The sequence below is a fragment of the Mycobacterium paragordonae genome, assembly GCF_003614435.1.
GTDB classification, from domain to species: Bacteria; Actinomycetota; Actinomycetes; order Mycobacteriales; family Mycobacteriaceae; genus Mycobacterium; species Mycobacterium paragordonae.
Genome location: NZ_CP025547.1, coordinates 268,050 through 290,582, shown reverse-complemented (window position 1 = coordinate 290,582; position 22,533 = coordinate 268,050). Strand labels below are relative to the sequence as shown.

Annotated in this window: 7 protein-coding genes and 1 pseudogene; 7 read left to right on the top strand and 1 reads right to left on the bottom strand. The window is 65.0% G+C overall.

The window, feature by feature from the left end; translation table 11 throughout:
* Window positions 1-512 precede the first annotated feature (512 nt).
* The 7 genes from C0J29_RS31540 to istB all read left to right on the top strand — a co-directional run bounded on the left by C0J29_RS31540 (window position 513) and on the right by istB (window position 21,657).
* Window positions 513-13,523, top strand: coding sequence for a non-ribosomal peptide synthetase (locus C0J29_RS31540; RefSeq protein WP_120795119.1), 13,011 nt, complete (start codon window positions 513-515; stop codon window positions 13,521-13,523).
* Between the two features lie 83 nt (window positions 13,524-13,606).
* On the top strand, window positions 13,607-14,290 hold the full coding sequence (locus tag C0J29_RS31535; protein ID WP_236725518.1) for an ABC transporter ATP-binding protein: 684 nt from the start codon (window positions 13,607-13,609) through the stop codon (window positions 14,288-14,290).
* On the top strand, window positions 14,287-16,617 hold the full coding sequence (locus tag C0J29_RS31530; RefSeq protein WP_084023114.1) for an ABC transporter permease: 2,331 nt from the start codon (window positions 14,287-14,289) through the stop codon (window positions 16,615-16,617). The genes C0J29_RS31535 and C0J29_RS31530 overlap by 4 nt, the downstream gene beginning before the upstream one ends.
* Before the next feature lie 430 nt (window positions 16,618-17,047).
* On the top strand, window positions 17,048-18,283 hold the full coding sequence (locus tag C0J29_RS31520) for an IS256 family transposase (RefSeq protein WP_120791242.1): 1,236 nt from the start codon (window positions 17,048-17,050) through the stop codon (window positions 18,281-18,283).
* Between the two features lie 1,028 nt (window positions 18,284-19,311).
* Window positions 19,312-19,548 carry a hypothetical protein gene (locus C0J29_RS33125; protein ID WP_162951668.1) on the top strand — a complete coding sequence of 79 codons (237 nt, stop codon included), beginning with the start codon at window positions 19,312-19,314 and terminating at the stop codon, window positions 19,546-19,548.
* Between the two features lie 76 nt (window positions 19,549-19,624).
* Entirely contained in the window at window positions 19,625-20,860 is a 1,236-nt protein-coding gene (gene istA, locus C0J29_RS31505) for an IS21 family transposase (protein WP_120791939.1), read from the top strand.
* Entirely contained in the window at window positions 20,860-21,657 is a 798-nt protein-coding gene (istB, locus tag C0J29_RS31500; protein ID WP_084023409.1) for an IS21-like element helper ATPase IstB, read from the top strand. The genes istA and istB overlap by 1 nt, the downstream gene beginning before the upstream one ends.
* 58 nt (window positions 21,658-21,715) lie before the next feature.
* On the opposite strand, the pseudogene C0J29_RS31495 reads toward istB, so the two are convergent.
* A pseudogene (locus tag C0J29_RS31495) lies at window positions 21,716-21,940 on the bottom strand (hypothetical protein); the annotation flags it as partial.
* Window positions 21,941-22,533 lie beyond the last annotated feature (593 nt).

The window sequence follows — 22,533 nt, the reverse complement described above, 5'->3', positions numbered from 1 at the left end:
GGGATGTCCTTGTGCACTGCTTGTCGCTGAACGCCATGCCGGCGCCGCTCATACCCTGCTGGGGTAGGGACCTTAGCCACCCTGGGACAGGGTAATAGGGCTCTAGCGCCGGCGCCGGACCGCCGATCACAGTGGGATTCAGACGTTGATGGCAGGCGGGAGGTTGTGCATCAATGTTTGTTCACCCGGTCGGTTCACTGCGTCTTCAACGCGTGAGTGCAGCGCCATTCAGTCGCGGAGCGGGTCCGCTGCTTTCGTTCGGCAATATCGGACGGGTATGGGTTCGGCGCGGCGGCCATCAGCGCAGCAAGTCGCTGTTTCGGCATCGGCAGCGGAGCGAACCAGTCCTGACGCCACCCGCCACGGTGCCGACTGGAACCAGCAAGAGGGGGCAGCAAGCCTTGGTGTCGGCGCCCATCGGACGATGTCGCATGTCCTGTGCCGCAGACCAACTCGGCGATTCGACTCGAGCGAGCGGTGGCCTGCCGGCCTAAAGGAAAGTTCGTCGCCTCATGCTCAACTACGGTACGCAACCCGACATACTGGGATCCTTAACCACCGGCCAGCGGTCAATGTGGGCCCTTCAGCAACTCCGGCCGGAAGTGCCGTACAACATCGCCGGCTTCCTTGCTATCGATCACCATGTCGACGTCGAGAGGCTTTCGACGGCGTGTGAAGCAGCGGCAGCTTGGTTTGGTACGCAATGCGCGCGGCTTGGCTTGGTCGAGGGTGAACCGGTCTTTGTCGTCGACCGATTGCTGCCGCGGATGCTGCACCCTCTGCGTTGCATCGACCTGCGGGCCGAGTCCGACCCGGTGGCCGCTGCTCAGGTATGGATGAGAAACAACTATCAGCAACCAATCGACCTGGTCTGTGACCACCTCACCAACGTTGCACTGCTGCGGATCACCGACGACCTCTGCTACTTCTACTTGCGTGCGCACCACGTCCTGTTTGACGGGTACGGCGCGAACAATTTCATCCGGCATATCGCGGCCGCCTACTCGGGATCGGTCGAGAAAACGACTGATGTCGATTTCTCCGAATTTGCTGTTCTCCTCGACGCGGATCGCAAGTATCAGCAGTCCGCGCGCAGTGTTGCGGATGCCGATTATTGGCAGACCATCATGCGTGGCGCACCGGAGGTCACCGAACTGACCGGAGCGCGGAGGTCGGCGCCACCACGTCACCCGCAGATGCGCGAGCTCATGTGCCAACATCTGTCCGAGGACCGCCAGCTCGATGTGGCGAGGGTGATTGCGACGATGGCGGTGTTCATCGCGAAAACTACTGGACGCCAAGATATCTCGATGTCGCTGCCGGTCTCTGCGCGCACGACTGCGGCGCTGAAAGATTGTGCGGGCATGGTCGCCAACATGGTGCCGCTGCCGATCTGCGTCGATGACGGCGAAACCATTGGCGCACTGACCGACCGGGTCGCCAAAGCCCTGGTCGGCGCACTGCGCCATCAGCAGTTCCGGCGCTGGCCGGACCTCCTTGGCCAGGGCACCCACCTCGGCACCCTGGATTTCGGTCCGATCATCAACATCCTCGATTTCGCGACCCCGTTTCGTTTCGGATCTTCCGAACCGATCTACAACGTCTTGACGAACGGCCCCATACAAGACATCGCGGTCAACCTGTATCCGAGGCTGGGCCACGGCGCACCGCGTATCCAGCTCGCGTGGAATCCCGACCGATACAGCGACGACGACATCGCCGGCCACATAAGTCATTTGGAATCGCTGTTTGACCGGCTCCTGGTGGCGGATGCGTCGGTGGTGGTGGGTGGGGTGTCGTTGTTGGGTGGTGGTGAGCGGGATGTGGTGTTGGGGGGGTGGTCTGGTGCCGGGGTTCGGGCGCCGGTGGGGATGGTGGGGGAGGTGTTGGCTGCGGCGGTGGCGGCTGATCCGGAGGCGGTGGCGGTGATTGATGGGGCTCGGGAGGTGTCGTATCGGGAGCTTGATGAGTGGTCGACGCGGTTGGCGCGGGTGTTGATCGAGGCGGGGGTGGGTCCGCAGCGCGCGGTGGGGGTGGCGGTGGGTCGGTGTGTGGAGTTGGTGGTGGCGTGGTGGGCGGTGGTCAAGGCCGGGGGGGTGTATGTGCCGGTGGATGTGGCCTATCCGGTGGGGCGTGTTGCGGCGGTGCTGGATGCGGTGGATGCGGTGTGTGTGCTCAGTAGCGGGGCTGACAGTGTGGCTGGGGCCGGCGGGCGCCGGGTGATTCGCCTGGATAGTCTGGACTTGTCGGGTGGCTGGGCGGAGCCGATCACCGACGCCGAGCGGCTGGGGCCGCTGGGGGTGGATAACACCGCGTATGTGATTTTCACGTCGGGCTCTACCGGTGCCCCCAAGGGGGTGGCGGTCGCCCACGGTGGGTTGTTGGGGGTGGCCGCGGCCCAGCGTGCGCTGTTCGGGGTCGGCGCTCAGGGGCGGATTTTGATGGTGGCCGCGCCGACCTTTGACCTGTCGATTTTTGAGTGGTTGTGGGCGGCCGGTTCGGGAGCGGCGTTGGTGGTGACACCGCCGGGGGTGTATGCCGGGGAGCCGTTGAGCTGTTTACTGCGCGATCAGCGGGTCAGCGCGGCCATCCTGACCCCCACGGTGCTGGCGTCGCTGGATCGCAGCCGGTTGGGCGGGCTGCAGACGTTGATCGCCGGTGCGGAGCCTTGCCCGCCGGAGTTGGTGGCGGCCTGGGCGCCGGGGCGGCGCATGTTCAATGCCTACGGTCCGACTGAGGCCACGATCTGGGCCACCTGCACCACCGCGCTCTCAGCGGGTCAGCCCGTGACGATCGGCGCCCCGATTCCGGGGGTGTGCGCGCTGGTGCTCGATGCCCGGTTGCAGCCGGCCCCGATCGGGGTGGTCGGGGAACTGTATCTGGCCGGGCCCGCGCTGGCGCACGGCTATGTGGGTCAGCCGCAGTTGAGTGCCCAGCGGTTCGTGCCCAACCCCTACGGGGCGCCGGGCACCCGGATGTATCGCACCGGGGACCTGGTGCGCTGGACCCCCCAGGCAACCCTGCAATGTCTGGGGCGCGCCGACAGCCAGGTCAAACTGCGCGGCCAGCGCATCGAACTCGGCGAAATCGAAAACGCCCTACTGGCCTGCCCCCACGTCACCCAGGCCGCCGCCACCGTGCACCACACCACCACCGGAACCGACCACCTCGTCGGCTACATCAGCGGCTCACCGGCCCTTGATCCCACCGCGATACGCCAGCAGCTCAGCAACCGGTTACCCACCTCCCTGGTACCGGCTCAGGTGGTGGTGCTCGAAGACTTCCCGCGCACCGCCTCGGGCAAGCTCGACCGCAACGCATTGCCCCCACCAGTGTTTGCCGCCGCACAATACCGGCCCCCGCACACCCCGACCCAAACCATCGTCGCCCAGACCTTCGCCGAGGTACTAGGCCTCGACCGCGTCGGCCTCGACGACGACTTCTTCGCCCTCGGCGGAGACTCCCTGCTCGCCACCCGGGTCAGCACCCGACTCCAACTGGCCCTGGACACCGACGTCCCGGTGCGTTCCCTATTCGACACCCCCACCGTCGCCGACCTCGCCAACCACCTACACCGCCGCACAGGCCGTATCAGGCCCCCGGTGACGCCGCTGCCCCGCCCGGAGCGGATCCCGTTGTCGTATGCCCAGCAGCGCTTGTGGTTCCTCAACCAGTTCGAAGGCGAAGCCGCGACCTACAACATGCCCACCGCCTTCCGCATCAGCGGGGCGCTGGATGTCGAGGCGCTGGACGCAGCACTCGATGATGTCATCGCCCGCCATGAATCGCTGCGCACCATATTTCCCGACGTCGACGGAGTCCCGTTTCAGAAGGTGTTGCCGGCACGGGCGGGGATGTGGCGGCGAGGGGGCGCGGCAGTGATCTCGTTGCCGGAGCAGGATGTGGCCGCTGAGTTGGAGGCACTGGTTGGGTATCGCTTCGACTTGTCTGCGGAGGTCCCCATTCGTGCCCAGATCTACTCGGTGGGGCCCGAGCAGCACATGGTGGGCATCGTGGTGCACCACATCGCCTGCGATGGGTGGTCGCTGGCTCCGATGGTCCGCGATATGGGCAGGGCATATCGAGCACGGCGGCAGCGCCGGGCTCCTCAGTGGGCGCCGTTGGCCGTGCAATATGCCGACTACACGTTGTGGCAACGGGAGTGGTTGGGGTCGGAGACTGACCCGGACAGTGTGATCGCTGGGCAGTTGGGGTATTGGCGGCAGCAGTTGGCCGATTTGCCGGAGGTTGTGTCGCTGCCGGCGGATCGGGCCCGCCCGCCGGTGCCCAGTTACCGCGGCGACGGCGTCGAGGTGCGCATCGATCCGCAGCTGTGGGCGGGGGTCAAGGCGCTGGCGGCGGCGCATAACGCGACGCCCTCGATGGTGTTGCAAGCGGTCTTGGCGGTGTTGCTGCATCAGGTCGGTACAGGTGACGACATTGTGATAGGCGCGCCGATCGCTGGGCGCCTGGACGAGGCACTCGACGAGCTGGTCGGATTCTTCGTCAACACATGGGTGTTGCGGGTTGGCGTTGACTCCCGGCATCGGTTCAGCGATGTGCTCCGGCAGGTGCGTCAGAGAGCGCTCGATGCCTACAGCAACCAGGATGTGCCGTTCGAGCTGCTGGTCGAGCAGCTCAACCCGGTTCGGTCTGCGGCGCATCATCCGCTGTTTCAGGTGGCCATGGCCTTCCAGAACAACGTGCGCCCCGAGGGGGTGACGATCGACGGCGTCAGCGTCGAGGAGCTCGACGTATCCACCCGCACAGCCAAGTTCGACCTGGATTTCCAGCTGGGTGAGGCGCCGACCGAGGATCCAGCGGCCCCGATGGCTGCCGGGACGGTGTCGTATGCCACGGATTTGTTTGACCGAAACACCATCGAACGGTTGGTCACCCGGTTCATGCGGGTGGTCGAGGCGGTGGTGGCGGATGCGTCGGTGGTGGTGGGGCAGGTGTCGTTGCTGGATCGCGGTGAGCGTGATCTGGTGGTGTCGGGGTGGTCTGGTGCCGGGGTGGAGGCGCCGGTGGGTGTGGCGTTGGAGTTGTTGGCTGCGGCGGTGGCGGCTGATGCGGACGCGGTGGCGGTCATCGACGGTGCCCGACAAGTGTCGTATCGCGAGCTTGATGAGTGGTCGACCCGGCTGGCGCGGGTGTTGATCGAGGCGGGGGTGGGTCCGCAGCGCGCGGTGGGCGTAGCCGTGAACCGGTGCGCCGAACTGGTGGTGGCGTGGTGGGCGGTGGTCAAGGCCGGGGGGGTGTATGTGCCGGTGGATCGGGCCCATCCGGTCGAGCGCGTCGCCGCGGTGCTGGACGCGGTGGACGCGGTGTGCGTGCTCAGTTGCGGCGCCGGCAGCATGGCTGGGGCCGGCAGGCGCCCGGTGATCCGCCTCGATGGCCTGGACCTGTCGAGTCGCTGCGCGGATCCGATCACCGACGCCGAGCGGGTAGGGCCGCTGAGCGTGGACAACACCGCGTATGTGATCTTCACGTCGGGCTCCACCGGCATCCCCAAGGGGGTGGCAGTCGGCCACGCCGGTCTTTTGGGGGTGGCCGCGGCCCAACGCGCGCTGTTCGGGTTGGACGCCGATGCGCGGATCCTGATGGTGGCCGCGCCGACCTTTGACCTGTCGATCTTTGAATGGTTGTGGGCGGCGGGGGCGGGGGCGGCGTTGGTGGTGGCACCCCCGCAGGTGTACGCCGGGGAACTGCTGACCTGCTTGCTGCACCAGCAGCACGTCAGCGCCGCCATCTTGACCCCGACGGTGCTGGCGTCGCTGGATCGGACCCGGCTGGCCGGGCTGGAGACGCTGATCGCCGGCGCCGAACCCTGCCCGTCGGAGTTGGTGGCGGCCTGGGCGCCGGGCCGGCGCATGTTCAACGCCTATGGCCCCACCGAGGCCACCATCTGGGCCACCTGCACTGCGCTGCTGTCGGCGGGTCAGTCCGTCACCATCGGCACCCCGATCCCGGGGGTGTGCGCGCTGGTGCTCGACGCCCGGCTGGACCCGGCGCCGACCGGCGTGGTGGGTGAGTTGTATTTGGCGGGGCCCGCGCTGGCACACGGCTATGTGGGCCAGCCGCAGTTGACCGCGGAACGGTTCGTGGCCAACCCCTACGGTGCGCCAGGGGCGCGCATGTACCGCACCGGAGATCTGGTGCGCTGGACGTCCGAGGGAACCCTGGAATGCCTGGGCCGCGCCGACACCCAGGTCAAACTCCGCGGACAACGCATCGAACTCGGCGATATCGAAAACGCCCTACTGGCCTGCCCACACGTCACCCAGGCCGCCGCCACCGTGCACCACAGCCCCAACGGAGGCTCTCAACTCGTCGGCTACATCACCCTCGAGCACACCACCAGTCACGGCTCCACCTCCGTTCAAGACGCCGACATCGTCGAACAGTGGCAATGCATGTACGACGTGTTGTACGGCACCGACGTTGCGGTGTCGGAGTTCGGCATGGATTTTCGGGGCTGGAACAGCAGCTACACCGGTGAGCCGATTCCGCTTGAGGAGATGGTGGAGTGGCGTTCGGTCCTGGCGGATCGGATCATGGCCCTGCGGCCGCGGCGAGTGTTGGAGATCGGCGCGGGCTCGGGCCTGGTGCTATCCCAGATCGCCCCGCGGTGCGATCACTATGTGGCCACCGACATGTCAGCGGTGGTTATCGACCATCTCGCGCGCTCGTTGGAGGAGTTGCAGATCGCGTGGCGTGATCGGGTCCAGCTGATGACCCGGCCCGCCCACGCCACCGAGGGACTGCCGCAGGGCTACTTCGACACCATTATTCTCAACTCGGTCATCCAGTACTTCCCCAGCGTGGGGTATCTGGCCGACCTCATCGAGAAGGTCGTGGACCTGCTGGCCCCCGGTGGGGCGGTGTTCATCGGCGACGTCCGCAACCACACCCTGCAGGGCGCGTTCCACACAGCGGTCGCGCTGGCCCAGACCGACTGCCCCACCGACGGTGCCGACATCCGCCACCGAGTCCGTCGCGCCATGCTGGGCGAAGCCGAATTACTGGTGGCCCCGGAGTTTTTCACCAGCTGGGCCGCCGACCGCGCGTCGGTGGCAGGACTTGACATCGAGGTCAAGCGCGGATCGGGGGACAATGAGCTCAACCGGTACCGCTACGACGTCATCATTCACAAAACCCCCACATCGGTACGTTCGGTGGCCGCCGCACCCACCTGGGATTGGGCCGGCGCGGGCCTGAGCCGACTGCACACCCGATTGACATCGTTACGGCCGGCCGCCGTGCGCGTCACCGACATCCCCCGCGCCGGTTTGATCACCGACGTCCACGTCGAACAAGCCCTCGCCGACGGGCTGTCCCTGACAGATGCACTCACGCAATCGACCGGCCACACCGCCATTCCCGAAGAATTGCACCGCCTAGGCGAGACCACTGGCTATCACGTCGCCGTCACCTGGGGCGCCCACCCCGGCACCCTCGATGCCGTCTTCATCACCGACCCCGGCCCCCTGACGGAGGTCTATCTACCCGCCAGCGGAGGCGAGCAAGGCGCCAAGTACGCCAATGTTCCCGGAACAATCACCAAAATCCGCGTGGTGCGTCAGTGGTTGGGCGCGCGGCTGCCCGATTACATGGTGCCCGCTCAGGTGGTGGTGCTCGACGACTTCCCCTTGACTTCCTCGGGCAAGATCGACCGAAACGCCTTGCCGGCGCCGGTGTTTGCCCCCACCCCGTCCCGGTCCCCGCAGACCGGGACCGAGAAAGCCGTCGCCGAGGTGTTCGCCGAGGTCTTGGGGCTTGACCAGGTCGGGCTCGATGACGACTTCTTCGCGATGGGCGGGGACAGCATTGTGTCGATTCAGGTGGTGTCGGCGTGTCGTGCGCGCGGGGTGTGGTTCTCGCCCCGGGATGTCTTCGAGTGCCGGACGGCTGCTCGCTTGGCGGAGGTGGCCGAGGCCGCGCCGAGCGGACAGGCACTGAAGGAGTTGCCAGGCTCAGGTGTGGGCGACGTGCCGCTGACCCCGATTGTGTGGGACCTGGTGAGCCGCGGTGGCGGCTTCGACCGGTTCGTTCAGTCGGTCATGGTCCAGTTGCCGGCTGGTGTGGACCGGGCCGGGATCGTGGAGACGGTTTCGGCGGTGATGGCGCGACACGACATGCTGCGGGCACGGTTGTGGCGGGATCCGTCGCAGGGGTGGCGGATGCAGACCTGTGAGATGGGTTCGGTCGACGTGGACGCACTGCTGCACCGGGCCCCGTTTGCTGCCGATGCGCTCCCGCAGGACTTGACGTTGCTGGCCAGCCAGGCGCTGGACGCCGCAGTGGATCAGTTGGACCCGTCGGCGGGATCCGTGCTTCGGATGGTCTGGATGGATCCCGTTGGCATGCAAGGTATTTCGGATCGGTCGAGCCGACTGATCATCGTCGCGCATCATCTGGTCGTTGATGCTGTGTCGTGGCGCATCATTGTGTTTGACCTGATGCGGGCCTGGGAGCAGGTGTCCGCGGGGCGGCGCGCTGTTCTGCAGCCGGCAGGAACGTCGATGCGCCGGTGGGCTCATGGGCTTCAGGAGGCGGCCCGGCGGGGGAACTTCGACGCCGAGCTGGCGGGATGGGCCCGGATTTTAGACGGCCCCGATCCACTGATGGGACCTCGTCCGTTTGATCCGGATGTCGACGTGATGTCAACGTTGGATCGGGTGCAGCTACGGCTACCTCACGACGTGTTTGAGCCGGTGCTGACCACACTGCCGGCCTTTTTCGGAAGCGGCGTGCATGACGGATTGCTGGCGGCATTGGCGGTGGCGGTGGCGGTGTGGCGGTCGCGCCGCGCGGCCGCCGAATCCTCGGTGCTGGTTCATCTCGAAGGCCACGGGCGCGAGGAGTCCGCAGTGGCCGGTGCGGATCTGTCTCAGACGGTGGGATGGTTCACCACCGTATTCCCGGCCCGGCTGGACGTGTCCGACATCGATGTCGAGGACGTGCTGCAGGGCGGGGCGGCCGCCGGTGTACTGATCAAGTCGATCAAAGAGCAGCTGGCCGCTATCCCGAATCGTGGCATCGGCTATGGCGTTTTGCGGCATCTCACACCTGCCGGCGCCTTGCCCGACGTGGGACATCCCCAGCTCATGTTCAACTACCTCGGGCGTATCGCGGCCGCCGAATCGTCGGACGGTTCCCGCGGTGACGGCGGATGGTGGGTCGCCCCTTACTTCACTGCACTGACCAGCACACCCGACGCCGACATGCCCGTTCTGTCCACCATCCAGATCGACGCGATGGTGCTGGATGACGAATTCAGCGCCCAGATCGCTTATCCGAGAACATTGCTCGCCCGAGGCGACGTCGAAGAACTCGTCGAACTGTGGCGGGCGGTGCTGGTTGGATTGGCTCGGCACACCCAACTGCCCGGAGCCGGCGGCCACACCCCGTCAGACTTCCCGCTGGTATCGGTCGCCCAAGACGACCTGACCACCTGGGAAGCGCGTTACCCCCACCTGGTCGACATCTGGCCGTTGGCGCCGCTGCAAGCGGGCCTGTTCTTCCACGCACTGCTGGCAGAATCCTTTGTCGACGCCTACACCGTGCAAACCGTCATCGACATCGTCGGCGACGTCGACATCACCCGGTTGCGCACTGCCGCGCAAGGCATCATCGACCGCCACGACAACTTGCGCACGGCGTTCGTTACGACCGCGCACGGCACCGCGGTGCAGGTCGTCCTCGCACACGTCGAGGTACCGTGGCGCGACCTGGACTTCACCGGCTCGGCTAGCCCGGACGAGGAATTCAGCCGATTCACCCAGTCCGACCGGCTGCAACAGTTCGACCTCACCACCCCACCGCTGCTGCGTTTCACCCTGGTAACCAGGGGACACAACAAGTCGGCGCTGGTCATCACCCACCACCACATCGTGCTCGACGGCTGGTCCTCGCCGCTGCTGCTGCAAGAATTCCTCGCCCTCTATGCCGCCGATGGCGACCATTCAGCGCTGCCACCGTCCCGGCCGTTCCGCGACTACCTCGAGTGGGTCGCCCTGGCCGACACCGAGCAATCAGCACAGGCATGGCGTCACGCCCTGGCCGGGTCAGACGAACCCACCATGCTCGCCCCGATCGATCCGGCTCGCCGAATCGCTTCTGTCCCAGCCAAACATGTCCTGGAGTACGACGACCAGCACAGCTCCCGCATGGCAGACTTCGCCGGGCGAACCGGGGTTACCCTCAACACGGTCATCCAACTGGCGTGGGCGATCGTACTGAGCCACCTGACCGGACGCGACGACGTCGTCTTCGGGGTCACCGTCTCCGGACGCCCCGCGGGACTGCCCGGCTTTGACACCATGATCGGCCTCCTCATCAACACCGTGCCCGCTCGCGTACGCGTCATCCCGGCTGAGACCGTTACCGCCGCACTGCACCGCCTGCAATCCGAACAAGCGGCCCTGATCGACCACCACCATCGCAGGCTGTCGGACATCCAGCACCTCGCCGGCCCCGGAGCAATGTTCGACACTGCCATAGCTTTCGAGTCCTACCCCGTCAACACCACCGCCCTCCAACAGATTCTGGAATCCATCGATGATCTGGATCTGCAGGGGTTCACCGTGGCGGACGCGACGCACTACCCACTGAGCTTGGCGGTCAGCTACGACGCTCGGTTGCGGGTTGAGTTCAGTTACCTCACCGAGGTTTTCGATGCAGCCGCCGTCGAGCGGATTGCCGGTTTCTACCGACACGTCCTCGAGGCGGTGGTGGCGGATGCGTCGGTGGTGGTGGGTGAGGTGTCGTTGTTGGGTGGTGGTGAGCGGGATTTGGTGTTGGGGGGGTGGTCTGGTGCCGGGGTTCGGGCGCCGGTGGGGATGGTGGGGGAGGTGTTGGCTGCGGCGGTGGCGGCTGATCCGGAGGCGGTGGCGGTGATTGATGGGGCTCGGGAGGTGTCGTATCGGGAGCTTGATGAGTGGTCGACGCGGTTGGCGCGGGTGTTGATCGAGGCGGGGGTGGGTCCGCAGCGCGCGGTGGGGGTGGCGGTGGGTCGGTGTGTGGAGTTGGTGGTGGCGTGGTGGGCGGTGGTCAAGGCCGGGGGGGTGTATGTGCCGGTGGATGTGGCCTATCCGGTGGGGCGTGTTGCGGCGGTGCTGGATGCGGTGGATGCGGTGTGTGTGCTCAGCTGCGGGGTCGACCGTGTGGCTGGGGCCGGCGGGCGCCGGGTGATTCGCCTGGATAGTCTGGACTTGTCGGGTGGCTGGGCGGAGCCGATCACCGACGCCGAGCGGCTGGGGCCGCTGGGGGTGGATAACACCGCGTATGTGATTTTCACGTCGGGCTCCACCGGCATCCCTAAGGGGGTGGCGGTCGGCCACGCCGGTCTTTTGGGGGTGGCCGCGGCCCAGCGTGCGCTGTTCGGGGTCGGCGCTCAGGGGCGGATTTTGATGGTGGCCGCGCCGACCTTTGACCTGTCGATCTTTGAGTGGTTGTGGGCGGCCGGTTCGGGAGCGGCGTTGGTGGTGACACCGCCGGGGGTGTATGCCGGGGAGCCGTTGAGCTGTTTACTGCGCGATCAGCGGGTCAGCGCGGCCATCCTGACCCCCACGGTGCTGGCGTCGCTGGATCGCAGCCGGTTGGGCGGGCTGCAGACGTTGATCGCCGGTGCGGAGCCTTGCCCGCCGGAGTTGGTGGCGGCCTGGGCGCCGGGGCGGCGCATGTTCAATGCCTACGGTCCGACTGAGGCCACGATCTGGGCCACCTGCACCACCGCGCTCTCAGCGGGTCAGCCCGTGACGATCGGCGCCCCGATTCCGGGGGTGTGCGCGCTGGTGCTCGATGCCCGGTTGCAGCCGGCCCCGATCGGGGTGGTCGGGGAACTGTATCTGGCCGGGCCCGCGCTGGCGCACGGCTATGTGGGTCAGCCGCAGTTGAGTGCCCAGCGGTTCGTGCCCAACCCCTACGGGGCGCCGGGCACCCGGATGTATCGCACCGGGGACCTGGTGCGCTGGACCCCCCAGGCAACCCTGCAATGTCTGGGGCGCGCCGACAGCCAGGTCAAACTGCGCGGCCAGCGCATCGAACTCGGCGAAATCGAAAACGCCCTACTGGCCTGCCCCCACGTCACCCAGGCCGCCGCCACCGTGCACCACACCACCACCGGAACCGACCACCTCGTCGGCTACATCAGCGGCTCACCGGCCCTTGATCCCACCGCGATACGCCAGCAGCTCAGCAACCGGTTACCCACCTCCCTGGTACCGGCTCAGGTGGTGGTGCTCGAAGACTTCCCGCGCACCGCCTCGGGCAAGCTCGACCGCAACGCATTGCCCCCACCAGTGTTTGCCGCCGCACAATACCGGCCCCCGCACACCCCGACCCAAACCATCGTCGCCCAGACCTTCGCCGAGGTACTAGGCCTCGACCGCGTCGGCCTCGACGACGACTTCTTCGCCCTCGGCGGAGACTCCCTGCTCGCCACCCGGGTCAGCACCCGACTCCAACTGGCCCTGGACACCGACGTCCCGGTGCGTTCCCTATTCGACACCCCCACCGTCGCCGACCTCGCCAACCACCTACACCGCCGCACAGGCGCCATTGCTGTGCAAGAAGTGGTTCCGATTCAGACCCTGAAAAAGGGTACCGGCGTTCCACTGTTCTGCATTCATCCCGGGGGTGGGGTGAGCTGGCCGTACCAGGCTCTTGGCAAGTATCTGGACTGCCCGATCATCGGAATCCAGCAGACCCTGCAGGTCGACGAAACCGAGCCTCGCTCAATTCACGATATGGCGAAAAACTATGCTGAGAGGATTCAGACGGTTTATCCAACCGGCCCCGTCAATCTTCTCGGGTGGTCTTTTGGCGGTATAATCGCCCACGAACTCGCCATCGAACTCCGGGGACGCGGACGTGCGATCGCACACCTTGTCCTTCTGGATGCCGACCCCGTTATCGACGATACCCAGGAGCTGGGCGATTGGCGGACTCAACTTGAAGCGTTGCGGTTCTATGGTGTGGCTATTCCGGAACAAGATGAACCGCTCGCCTACGAGCAAATCGAGGCGTTAATTCGAGATTCGGACGTCGCCGCAGAATTTCCCCGGTACAAAGAACTTCTGGATCTTTTTACGCAAAACATCACACGTGGTACGGCATTGTATCGCACTCACCACCCCGATGTATTCGATGGTGACATGATCATATTCTCAGCAGTGCGGGGTGAGGGCGATCGGAGTTTGTCTCTTCGCCGTAGTTGGCGCCCTTACGTTGCCGGCGACATCACCGTGCATTCGGTCGACTGTACGCATCAAGAAATGCTGACCACCGAATCGCTCCGTATGTACGGCCGACAACTCGCGCATTCATTGCCCCGAGTTGCATCCGGTGACGTCTCCGGGCTCGTTTGCGACCCCGACCAGGTAGGTGCCAGAACGACGCCCCAAGGCAAGTGGTCGCCTGCCGGTCAGGCAATCTGCACCGTCGGGACGCACGTCCACGAGGACCCACGTCACCGGGTGGCGCAATCCTCGAGCGGCTATCCGGGCTGCGCGTTGTGAGCGAGCGTTCACCATCGTCGGACGACTCCGAGACGGGTCAGGCTGCGGTAGCCTCCGAGCCTCCTGTGTTACGGCTGGAGGCGGTGAGCCGAACCTATGGCTCCGGCCCCACCGCGGTGGACGCGCTCAAAGGCGTCGACCTCGAGATCTGGCCCGGTGAGTTCGTCGTAATGCTTGGTCCGTCCGGTTCGGGCAAAACGACATTACTCAATCTGGTGGGCGGCATTGAAACACCCAGCGGCGGAAGAATTTTGGTGTCCGGCAACGACATCGCTTCGCTGAATAGCAGGGAGCGCACGGCGTTTCGACGGGACCAGGTCGGTTTTGTGTTCCAGTTCTTCAACCTGGTAGCGACTCTGACCGCGCAGGAAAAAGTGGAGATCATTGCCGAACTCGCCGGCGAGGATTGTGCTCAGCGCAGTCGCGACGCGCTGGTGAAAGTCGCAGTCGACGACCTCGCCGACCGGTTTCCCGATCAGATGTCCGGCGGCCAGCAGCAACGGGTGGCGATTGCCCGTGCCATCGTCAAAGAGCCGCCCCTGTTGCTGTGTGACGAGCCCACGGGCAGTCTGGACCTGGCCACAGGCCGGCAGGTCCTGGCGGTGCTGAGGGAGTTGTCCCGGGAGGGCCGCCACACCGTCCTTCTGGTAACGCACAATTCCGCGATCGCCAAGATCGCCGACCGGGTGGTGTGGTTGCGCTCAGGAAGGGTCGCTCTTCAGGAGCGGGTCGCTGTGCCGTTGCCGCCGCAGGACCTCGACTGGTGAGCCGCGCCCTGCGCCGCAAGGTGCGCCGGGATCTATGGGGGCAGCGTTCGCAGTTCCTCGCGGCAGTGTTGGTGATGGGGATCGGTGTGGCGGTGTTCGTCGGGGCCACAGACGCCTACGCCAACTTGCAGCAGTCATTCGCCCGGGTCTATGCCACCCAACTGCTGCCGGATGTGGTGATCAGCGGGCCCTCCGCGCCGGGGCTCTACGCGGCTGCCCGCAACCTTCCGGGTCATCCGAGTCTGGACCTTCGCCAGCAGGCCGACGTCAGTGTCCGCATCAATGGCCGTACCCTGTTCGGCCGTGCAGTCGGCGTGCCCGTCGCGGCTCAACCCACCGTGTCGAAGTTGGCACTACGGTCCGGTGGTCTACCGGGACGTGGGTCGGTGCTGGTGGACGAGCATCTCGCCGCATATTACGGACTGCACCCTGCGAGCACCGTCGAACTGCTTGGACCCTCCGGTTGGCACCAGGTGTCCGTTTCCGGATCTGCCGTGTCGACGGAATACTTGTGGTCGGCGCGCTCGCAGGCGGAAACCGTGACCACGCCGGAGTACTTCGGCGTGGTATTCGTGCCGGCACCCGATATGGTGCAGTTTGCGGCGCGGCCGACAGATCAGCTGCTGGCCTATGCGCAGGATCGCGACCAAGCGCACGCATTGGTCACGGCCGCAACGGAATTGGCGCGGTCACACGAAGTGTCAGTCACGTCGCGTGACGCGCTGCCGTCCTACAGTTTCTTGCGCGACGGCATGGAATCGGTACGCAAATTCGCACGACTGCTGCCCTGGGTGTTTCTGGTGGCAGCGGTGGTCGGCACGCATGTGCTTCTGTCGCGACTAGTCGCCGCGCAACAAGCGGTGATCGGCACCTTGTCAGCCAACGGACTGTCCGGTCGAACGATACTTGCTCACTATCTGACTTACGGCGTAGCGGTCGGTGTCGCGGGCGCCGCGGCAGGGATGATCGGCGGCTACGTTCTCGGTGGCTGGTACACCGCCCAATACACCCAGGCGCTGGGACTGCCGCAGCGGGCGACGTTGGTGTATCCCAGCAGTCTGATCATCGGGGCCGTGGCCGCCGCTGCGGCGTCAGCCCTAGCGGCGTGGGCCCCAGCGCGCGCCGCATCCCGGATGAGCCCGGCCGAAGCGATGAGAACCTCGCCGCCGGGTGTACGCGGCGGCATAACCGTCGCAGAACGTCTGCTGCCGCCGCTGCGGCGTATGCCTGCACGCTGGCGAATGACGTTGCGCGGCATCGCTCGCAACCGTCGCCGCGCCATTCTGACCGTGGCCGGGGTGGTGAGTTCGGTCTGCCTGGTAATGGTGTTCGCCGGGATGCGCGACACCGTCAATGGTGTCATTGATCGACAATACGGAGAGGTCGAACTACAAGACGCTCAACTCATCACTGCTGCGGGCGCTGCCGATGCCGTCGCGGGCGCTTTACGCACCGACCCTCAAATCGCTGCCGCAGAACCTTTCACGCGGCTGGATGTCACGGTGCAGGGCCGCAACAACCACTACGACACCTTGCTGATCGCGTTGCCGCGGGCGACCCGGATGCACCGCTTCACCTCCGGCCGATCCAGCCGTAGCCTCCCAGCCGACGGTGTGTTGCTGGGAGCGGGCTTGGGGGCCGTTCTCCGCGTCGCAGTGGGGGACAAGATCACAATCAGCAACGCTCAGAATCGAATTCGTCTTGACCTACCCGTCGTCGGCTTCGTCGACGAGCCGATGAGCCCGGTGGTCTATATCGGGTCGGACCAAGTGCCCGCCTTGGCGCCATCGGGAGTGTTGCTCAAGCTGGCACCTGGGGCCAACCAGGAACTCAATCGTCAGGATGCGACGAGGTTGCGCGGTGTGATCGCCTACGTGTCCACCGAATCCGTCTCCGCCACCATCCGAAAGTCATTCGCCTTGTACAACGTGCTGGTTGCGCTGACCTTGCTATCTGCCGGTGTGATGTCCGCGGCGCTGCTCTATAACGCCATGTCTGCCAACGTCAGCGAACGCACCGGTGAGCTCAGTACATTGCAGGCCGCCGGAATGGATGCCCGGCTACTCGGCCGACTGGTGGCCGTGGAGAATATGACGCTGGTTGCGATCGGTCTGCCTGTCGGTCTGATCGCCGGGGCGTGGCTCGCCGAGTGGTTCCTGTCCAACTATGTGACGCAGGGCTATCGATGGCACCTGATGATGCACACCACGACTCCGCTCCTTGTCGCCGCCGGAGTTTCGATCGCCTCACTTTTGACCCTGATCCCGACGTTTCGCGTGATCAGGCGAATGGATGTGGCCAAGGTGGTGCGTGAGCGGACGCTGTGAGTGCGTGCTCGGCGGTGCGCAACGACAACCTTATGAATCTCGAACGAGGCGACCCGGACGAACCCGGCCGCACGGCCACGAACCAGTCAGCGGGCGTGTTCGCACCGCAGTTCGAGGCGTAGGCGCAGTACATCAGCCTGGCTGTGTTCTACCGGTTGGCCAGCACCGTTGGCGTCGAAAACCGTACAGCCGCAGTGTAAATCGGCCCTCCAGCTTTGACCGGGCATCAGCATGAAGTCTGGGTTGCGGCCCGCTGTTTGCGGGTGCATTGGAATCGTATCCGGCGGGCGGAGTTGGGTTGCGTCCAGCAGGGTGGTGTACGAGCCGGGCCTGATCGGGATGTCCGGCGTGTCGTAGCCGAATGAATGAAGGTCATCGCGTGATTCTTCGAGAGACCGTCCAAAGTCACTCGAGCAAAGGAATCGACGCGATGACCACTGCCCACGATATCGACCTGCCGGCCGTGTTGGCCGAACGACTCACTACCTGCCACCCCGACGTGCTGCGCGAGTTGTTGGCCACCTTCATCCATGCCCTGATGGGGGCTGAAGCCGATGCGGTGTGCGGTGCCGACTATGGCCAGCGCAGCAGCGAGCGTGTCAATCAGCGCAACGGCTATCGGCACCGCCAGTTCGATACCCGCGCCGGCACATTGGAGCTGGCGATTCCCAAGCTGCGCCAAGGCTCGTACTTCCCGGACTGGCTGCTCGAACGGCGCAAACGTGCTGAGCGGGCCCTGACCACGGTGGTGGCCACCTGCTACTTGTTGGGCGTCTCGACGCGGCGGATGGACAAACTCGTTGAAACTCTGGGCATCACCAGCTTGTCTAAGTCCCAAGTCAGCGTGATGGCCAAAGAACTTGACGCCGCGGTCGAGGCGTTTCGTACCCGGCCGTTGGATGCCGGCCCCTACACGTTCATGGCTGCTGATGCCCTGGTCCTCAAGGTGCGCGAGGGCGGGCGGGTGGTCAACGTGCATGCCCTGATCGCCGTCGCAGTGAACGCCGATGGGTATCGGGAGATCCTGGGCATCGACGTCACCACCGCCGAGGACGGCGCCGGGTGGTTGACATTCCTGCGGTCGCTGACCGCTCGCGGCCTATCCGGTGTCCGACTGGTCACCTCCGATGCCCACGCCGGGCTCGTCAATGCCATCGGCGCCACGCTGCCCGGTGCGGCATGGCAACGCTGCAGAACGCACTACACGACGAATCTGATGGCTGTCACACCGAAGGCGTCGTGGCCGTGGGTCAAGACCCTGCTGCATTCGGTATTCGATCAACCAGATGCCGAATCCGTTGCTGCACAATATGACCGCATCATCGACGCGTTGGAGGACAAGCTACCTAAAACGGCTGAACACTTAGAGGCAGCCCGAGCCGAACTACTAGCGTTCACCGCGTTCCCCAAACAGATCTGGCGCCAGATCTGGTCGAACAACCCCCAGGAGCGGCTCAACAAGGAGATCCGCCGGCGCACCGACGTCGTCGGCATCTTCCCTGACCGCAACGCCCTGATCCGCCTCGTCGGAGCCGTGCTGGCCGAACAACACGACGAATGGGCCGAATCCCGGCGCTACCTCGGCCTTGACGTCCTGAGCAAATCACGCACCGTCAACGACACCCCGACCGAACAGGAGGACACCCCCGCGGCACTGACCGCCTGAAACCATCAAGACGAAGAATCACACGACGACGTCGTACACCACGTCCCTGGACTTGACCCGGAGTTGGGCCAGTTGCGAAACCCGCGATCGGTTAACCGGCCCTCGTATGCGCCGGAGGTGGCTGAGGTCCCGCCGGTCACCTTTAGGCCCGCCCGTTACTTGCGTAGGGCCGCTCGACAACCAGGGCGGCTCGCACTTAGCCCGAAGTTACGGCGGCCTTGAGGGCTGATTGTGGTGTGGCCTGATGGTATCGGGTAGAACCGCGGTGTGGTCATGATTGCTTCGAATTCGATGGGGGTCAAACGGCCGAAGCGACGGCGCTTGGCCCAATGCTCATATTCCACGACCTTGGCGGTCAATTCGTCCTTCAATGTGGCCATCATGGCCTCCTTCAGCGAGTCGGGACACGTCGGTTGCGCATGGCCTACGCGGCGGAATTCCGTCTGCAGCAACGTTTTCAGCCTCGTGTCGGCTCTACGGCTGGTCTAGTGCACAAAGTCCTGAATCAGCTATTGGCCAATCGTTAGGGCAGTCGCGAAGATAGATCCTCACGCCCGCCGCCCCAAACCGGTAATGGCCAAGCCACGGAACGCGAACTTCACGATCACCGAGCTGCCGTTGCATTGTGGCCAGCGATAGGCAGGTTGAATGTCCTTGCAGGGGTTAACCGGGCCTGCAGCACCGTGAGGTTGCCGCGAGTCGGTCGTTTCGGGTGGGTCGCGCCTGGGCTGTTTTCGAAACATTCGAGGACTGGTCGCCCACCAGCACCAACAGCGTTATGCCGCTGGGTCCGCGAGCCGCGGGACCGGATTGGAGATGATTACTTGATCCCCAGGCAGTCCAGTTCTTTACGTCACGCTGGCGATCGTCGCGCCACGGCAGCAGGCCGGCCTGCACCTGTCAGATGACCCCAAAGTCCGCCAAGCGTTATTTGCGGCACCCGGAAGCCGCTGTTTCCCAGAGGATTCAGCCGCCTGCTAAGTTCCGCGAGACTGTTGCATTCGCTCTAACTCCTCGTCCCAGACGGAATGTCCGCCAATATCAGCCACGCGGTAGACCTGGATCGTCGACGAGATCCCGACGACGAGAACTATTATCCCCACCGTGAGATGGATGATCACCCGGGGCTTTTCGGTTCGGTGTTCCCTCAGGCGCAGCACGACGAGCCCGATCGCGACCGCCAGCAGAGCCGCCGCGAAGTAGATCAGTCTGCTGCCACGGGCGGCGTGTTCGCGCAAGATCGAAGTGGTGTCGACGGCAACTGAATACTGACCACTGCGCGGCAACTGAAAATTGACCAGCTTCCTGGAGAGCCTTGGCTATGGGCCAAGGAGGAAGCGAGTGTTGAGCGTGGAGGACTGGGCAGAGATCCGGCGGTTGTGCCGGTCGGAGCAGTTGCCGATTTCGGAGGTTGCGCGGGTGTTGGGGATTTCGCGGAACACGGTGAAGTCGGCGTTGGTTTCCGATGGCCCGCCGAAGTATCGGCGTGCTCCGGTGGGGTCGGTGGCGGACGCGGCCGAGCCGAAGATTCGAGAGTTGTTGGCGGCTTATCCGCGGATGCCGGCCACTGTGATCGCCGAGCGGATCGGATGGTCGTATTCGATCCGCACTCTTAGTGAGCGAGTGCGGGAGCTGCGACCGTTTTATCTGCCGCCGGATCCGGCGTCACGCACGACTTATGTCGCTGGGGAAATTGCGCAGTGCGACTTCTGGTTCCCCGACGTGGAGGTGCCGGTCGGATACGGCCAGGTCCGCACCGCCACACAGTTGCCGGTGCTGACGATGGTGTGCGGATATTCGCGTTGGGCATCGGCGTTGTTAATCCCGACCCGCACCGCTGAAGACCTCTATGCCGGCTGGTGGCAGCATCTTTCGATGTTGGGCGCCGTCCCGCGGGTGTTGGTATGGGACGGTGAAGGCGCGGTCGGGCGTTGGCGGGCCCGCCAACCCGAACTCACCGGGCAGTGCCACGCTTTCCGCGGCACCCTGGCCACCAAGGTGCTGATCTGCAAACCTGGCGACCCCGAAGCCAAGGGTGTGGTCGAACGCTTCCACGACTTCCTCGAGCGGGCCTTCTTGCCGGGTCGGGCGTTCGGCTCACCGGCGGATTTCAACACCCAGCTGCAGGACTGGCTGGTGCGGGCCAATCACCGCCAGCACCGCGTACTGGGGTGCCGTCCCGCCGACCGGATCGAGGCCGACAAGGCGGCGATGCTGGCCCTGCCGCCAGTCGGGCCAGTGGTTGGGTGGCGGACCTCGACCCGGTTGCCGCGGGATCATTACGTGCGCTGCGACGGCAACGACTACTCAGTGCACCCGGTCGCGGTCGGTCGCCGCATCGAGATCACCGCGGACCTGGGCCGGGTTCGAGTGTGGTGTGGTGGCGCCCTGGTCGCCGACCACGCCCGGATCTGGGCCAAACACCAGACGGTCAGCGATCCCGACCACGTGCAGGCCGCCAAACTGCTGCGGCGCAAGCACTTTGACGTCATCGGGCCGCCATCGCACGTTGAGGTAGAACAACGCCTCCTGAGCGACTACGACACCTTGTTGGGTCTTGACGGACCGGTGGCGTGATGGCAGCCAAGACCACCACCGGCAGCCGCGACGTGACCGCGGAACTGGCGTATCTGACCCGGGCCTTGAAGGCCCCGACCTTGCGTGAGGCCGTCGAGCGGCTCGCCGAACGGGCCCGCACCGAAACCTGGACCTACGAAGAGTTCCTGGCAGCATGTCTGCAGCGTGAGGTGTCCGCCCGAGAATCCCACGGCGGTGAAGGACGCATCCGGGCCGCCCGCTTCCCATCACGGAAATCGTTGGAGGAGTTCGACTTCGAGCACGCCCGCGGCCTCAAACGCGACGTCATCGCCCACCTGGGCACGCTGGACTTCGTCACCGCCAAAGACAACGTGGTGTTCCTCGGACCACCAGGAACCGGGAAAACCCACCTGGCGACCGGCATCGCGATCCGCGCTTGCCAAGCCGGCCACCGAGTCATGTTCGCCACCGCGTCGCAATGGGTCGATCGGCTCGCCGCCGCCCACCACAGCGGAACCCTGCAAGCCGAACTCGTCCGCCTCGCCCGCTATCCGCTGCTCGTCGTCGACGAAGTGGGCTACATACCGTTCGAACCCGAAGCCGCCAACCTGTTCTTCCAATTGGTGTCCTCCCGATACGAGCGGGCCAGCCTCATAGTCACATCGAACAAACCGTTCGGACGGTGGGGCGAAGTATTCGGCGACGACGTCGTCGCAGCCGCCATGATCGACCGCCTCGTCCACCACGCCGAAGTCATCGCACTCAAAGGAGACAGCTACCGCATCAAAGACCGAGACCTCGGCCGCGTCCCCACCGTCACGGCCGACGACCAATGACCCCAGCTGGTCAATTTTCAATTGCCGACAACTGATCAGTTTTCAGTTGCCGTTGACAAGTGGGATTGGCCGTCACGTTGTAAAGCCACAGGCCAGCGTTTGCAGTGATGGGAGTCAATACCATTGTGACGCTGGCCAATATGAGCGTGAGCCACAACAGCTGGCCTCGGCGGGCGCCCGGCCACAATCCGCACACGATCTCCAGTAAGGCAGTCAGCGGCACGAACGCCACCACAAAGTGCAGCAGTACAACATGGGCTGGCATGCCATGGATGACGGTCATCGAGCTCCTCGGCTGGCGGACAACAAGCTGCGTCGACGTCGGTTCCGATCGTCGGCGCAGCGATCAGGCCATACGCTGCTAGGCACCTGCGGTCAGTGTTCGCAACGATAGCGCCGCCAAGCCGCGATTTGCCGCAGACACGCTCATGACCAGCATGGCCAGCGCAGTAGCCATCGGCCCGGACAATCACCGTCGAGGAGTATCGGTTAAGTGGTTCATTCCGTGGCGACACGGTCTTCAACCGTCCGACAAGTCGAACTTCTGCAGGATGCTTCGCCCGTTGGTGGCGCGTGATGGCAACATCGCCGGTCACGCCGCGGCGCGACCGGGTGAGCCACGATTCGACGAACATGTCCCGATCACCCAGTTGTCGGTAACTACTTACCGAAACGCAACTATGGGTCGCCACCTGTGAACGAAATGGGGCCATTCTTCGTCTCCTCATAAGGAGGTTGGATTCATGACGTGCGTGCGCTGGGCCGGATCGGCCAGGGGCTGTTGGCTGCTCACTACCGCCCCCATCATGATCGCCAACGAGAGATGCGGCGCAATAGTTGCGAGGCAGCCGGTCTCACCACCAGAAGGCCACGGCG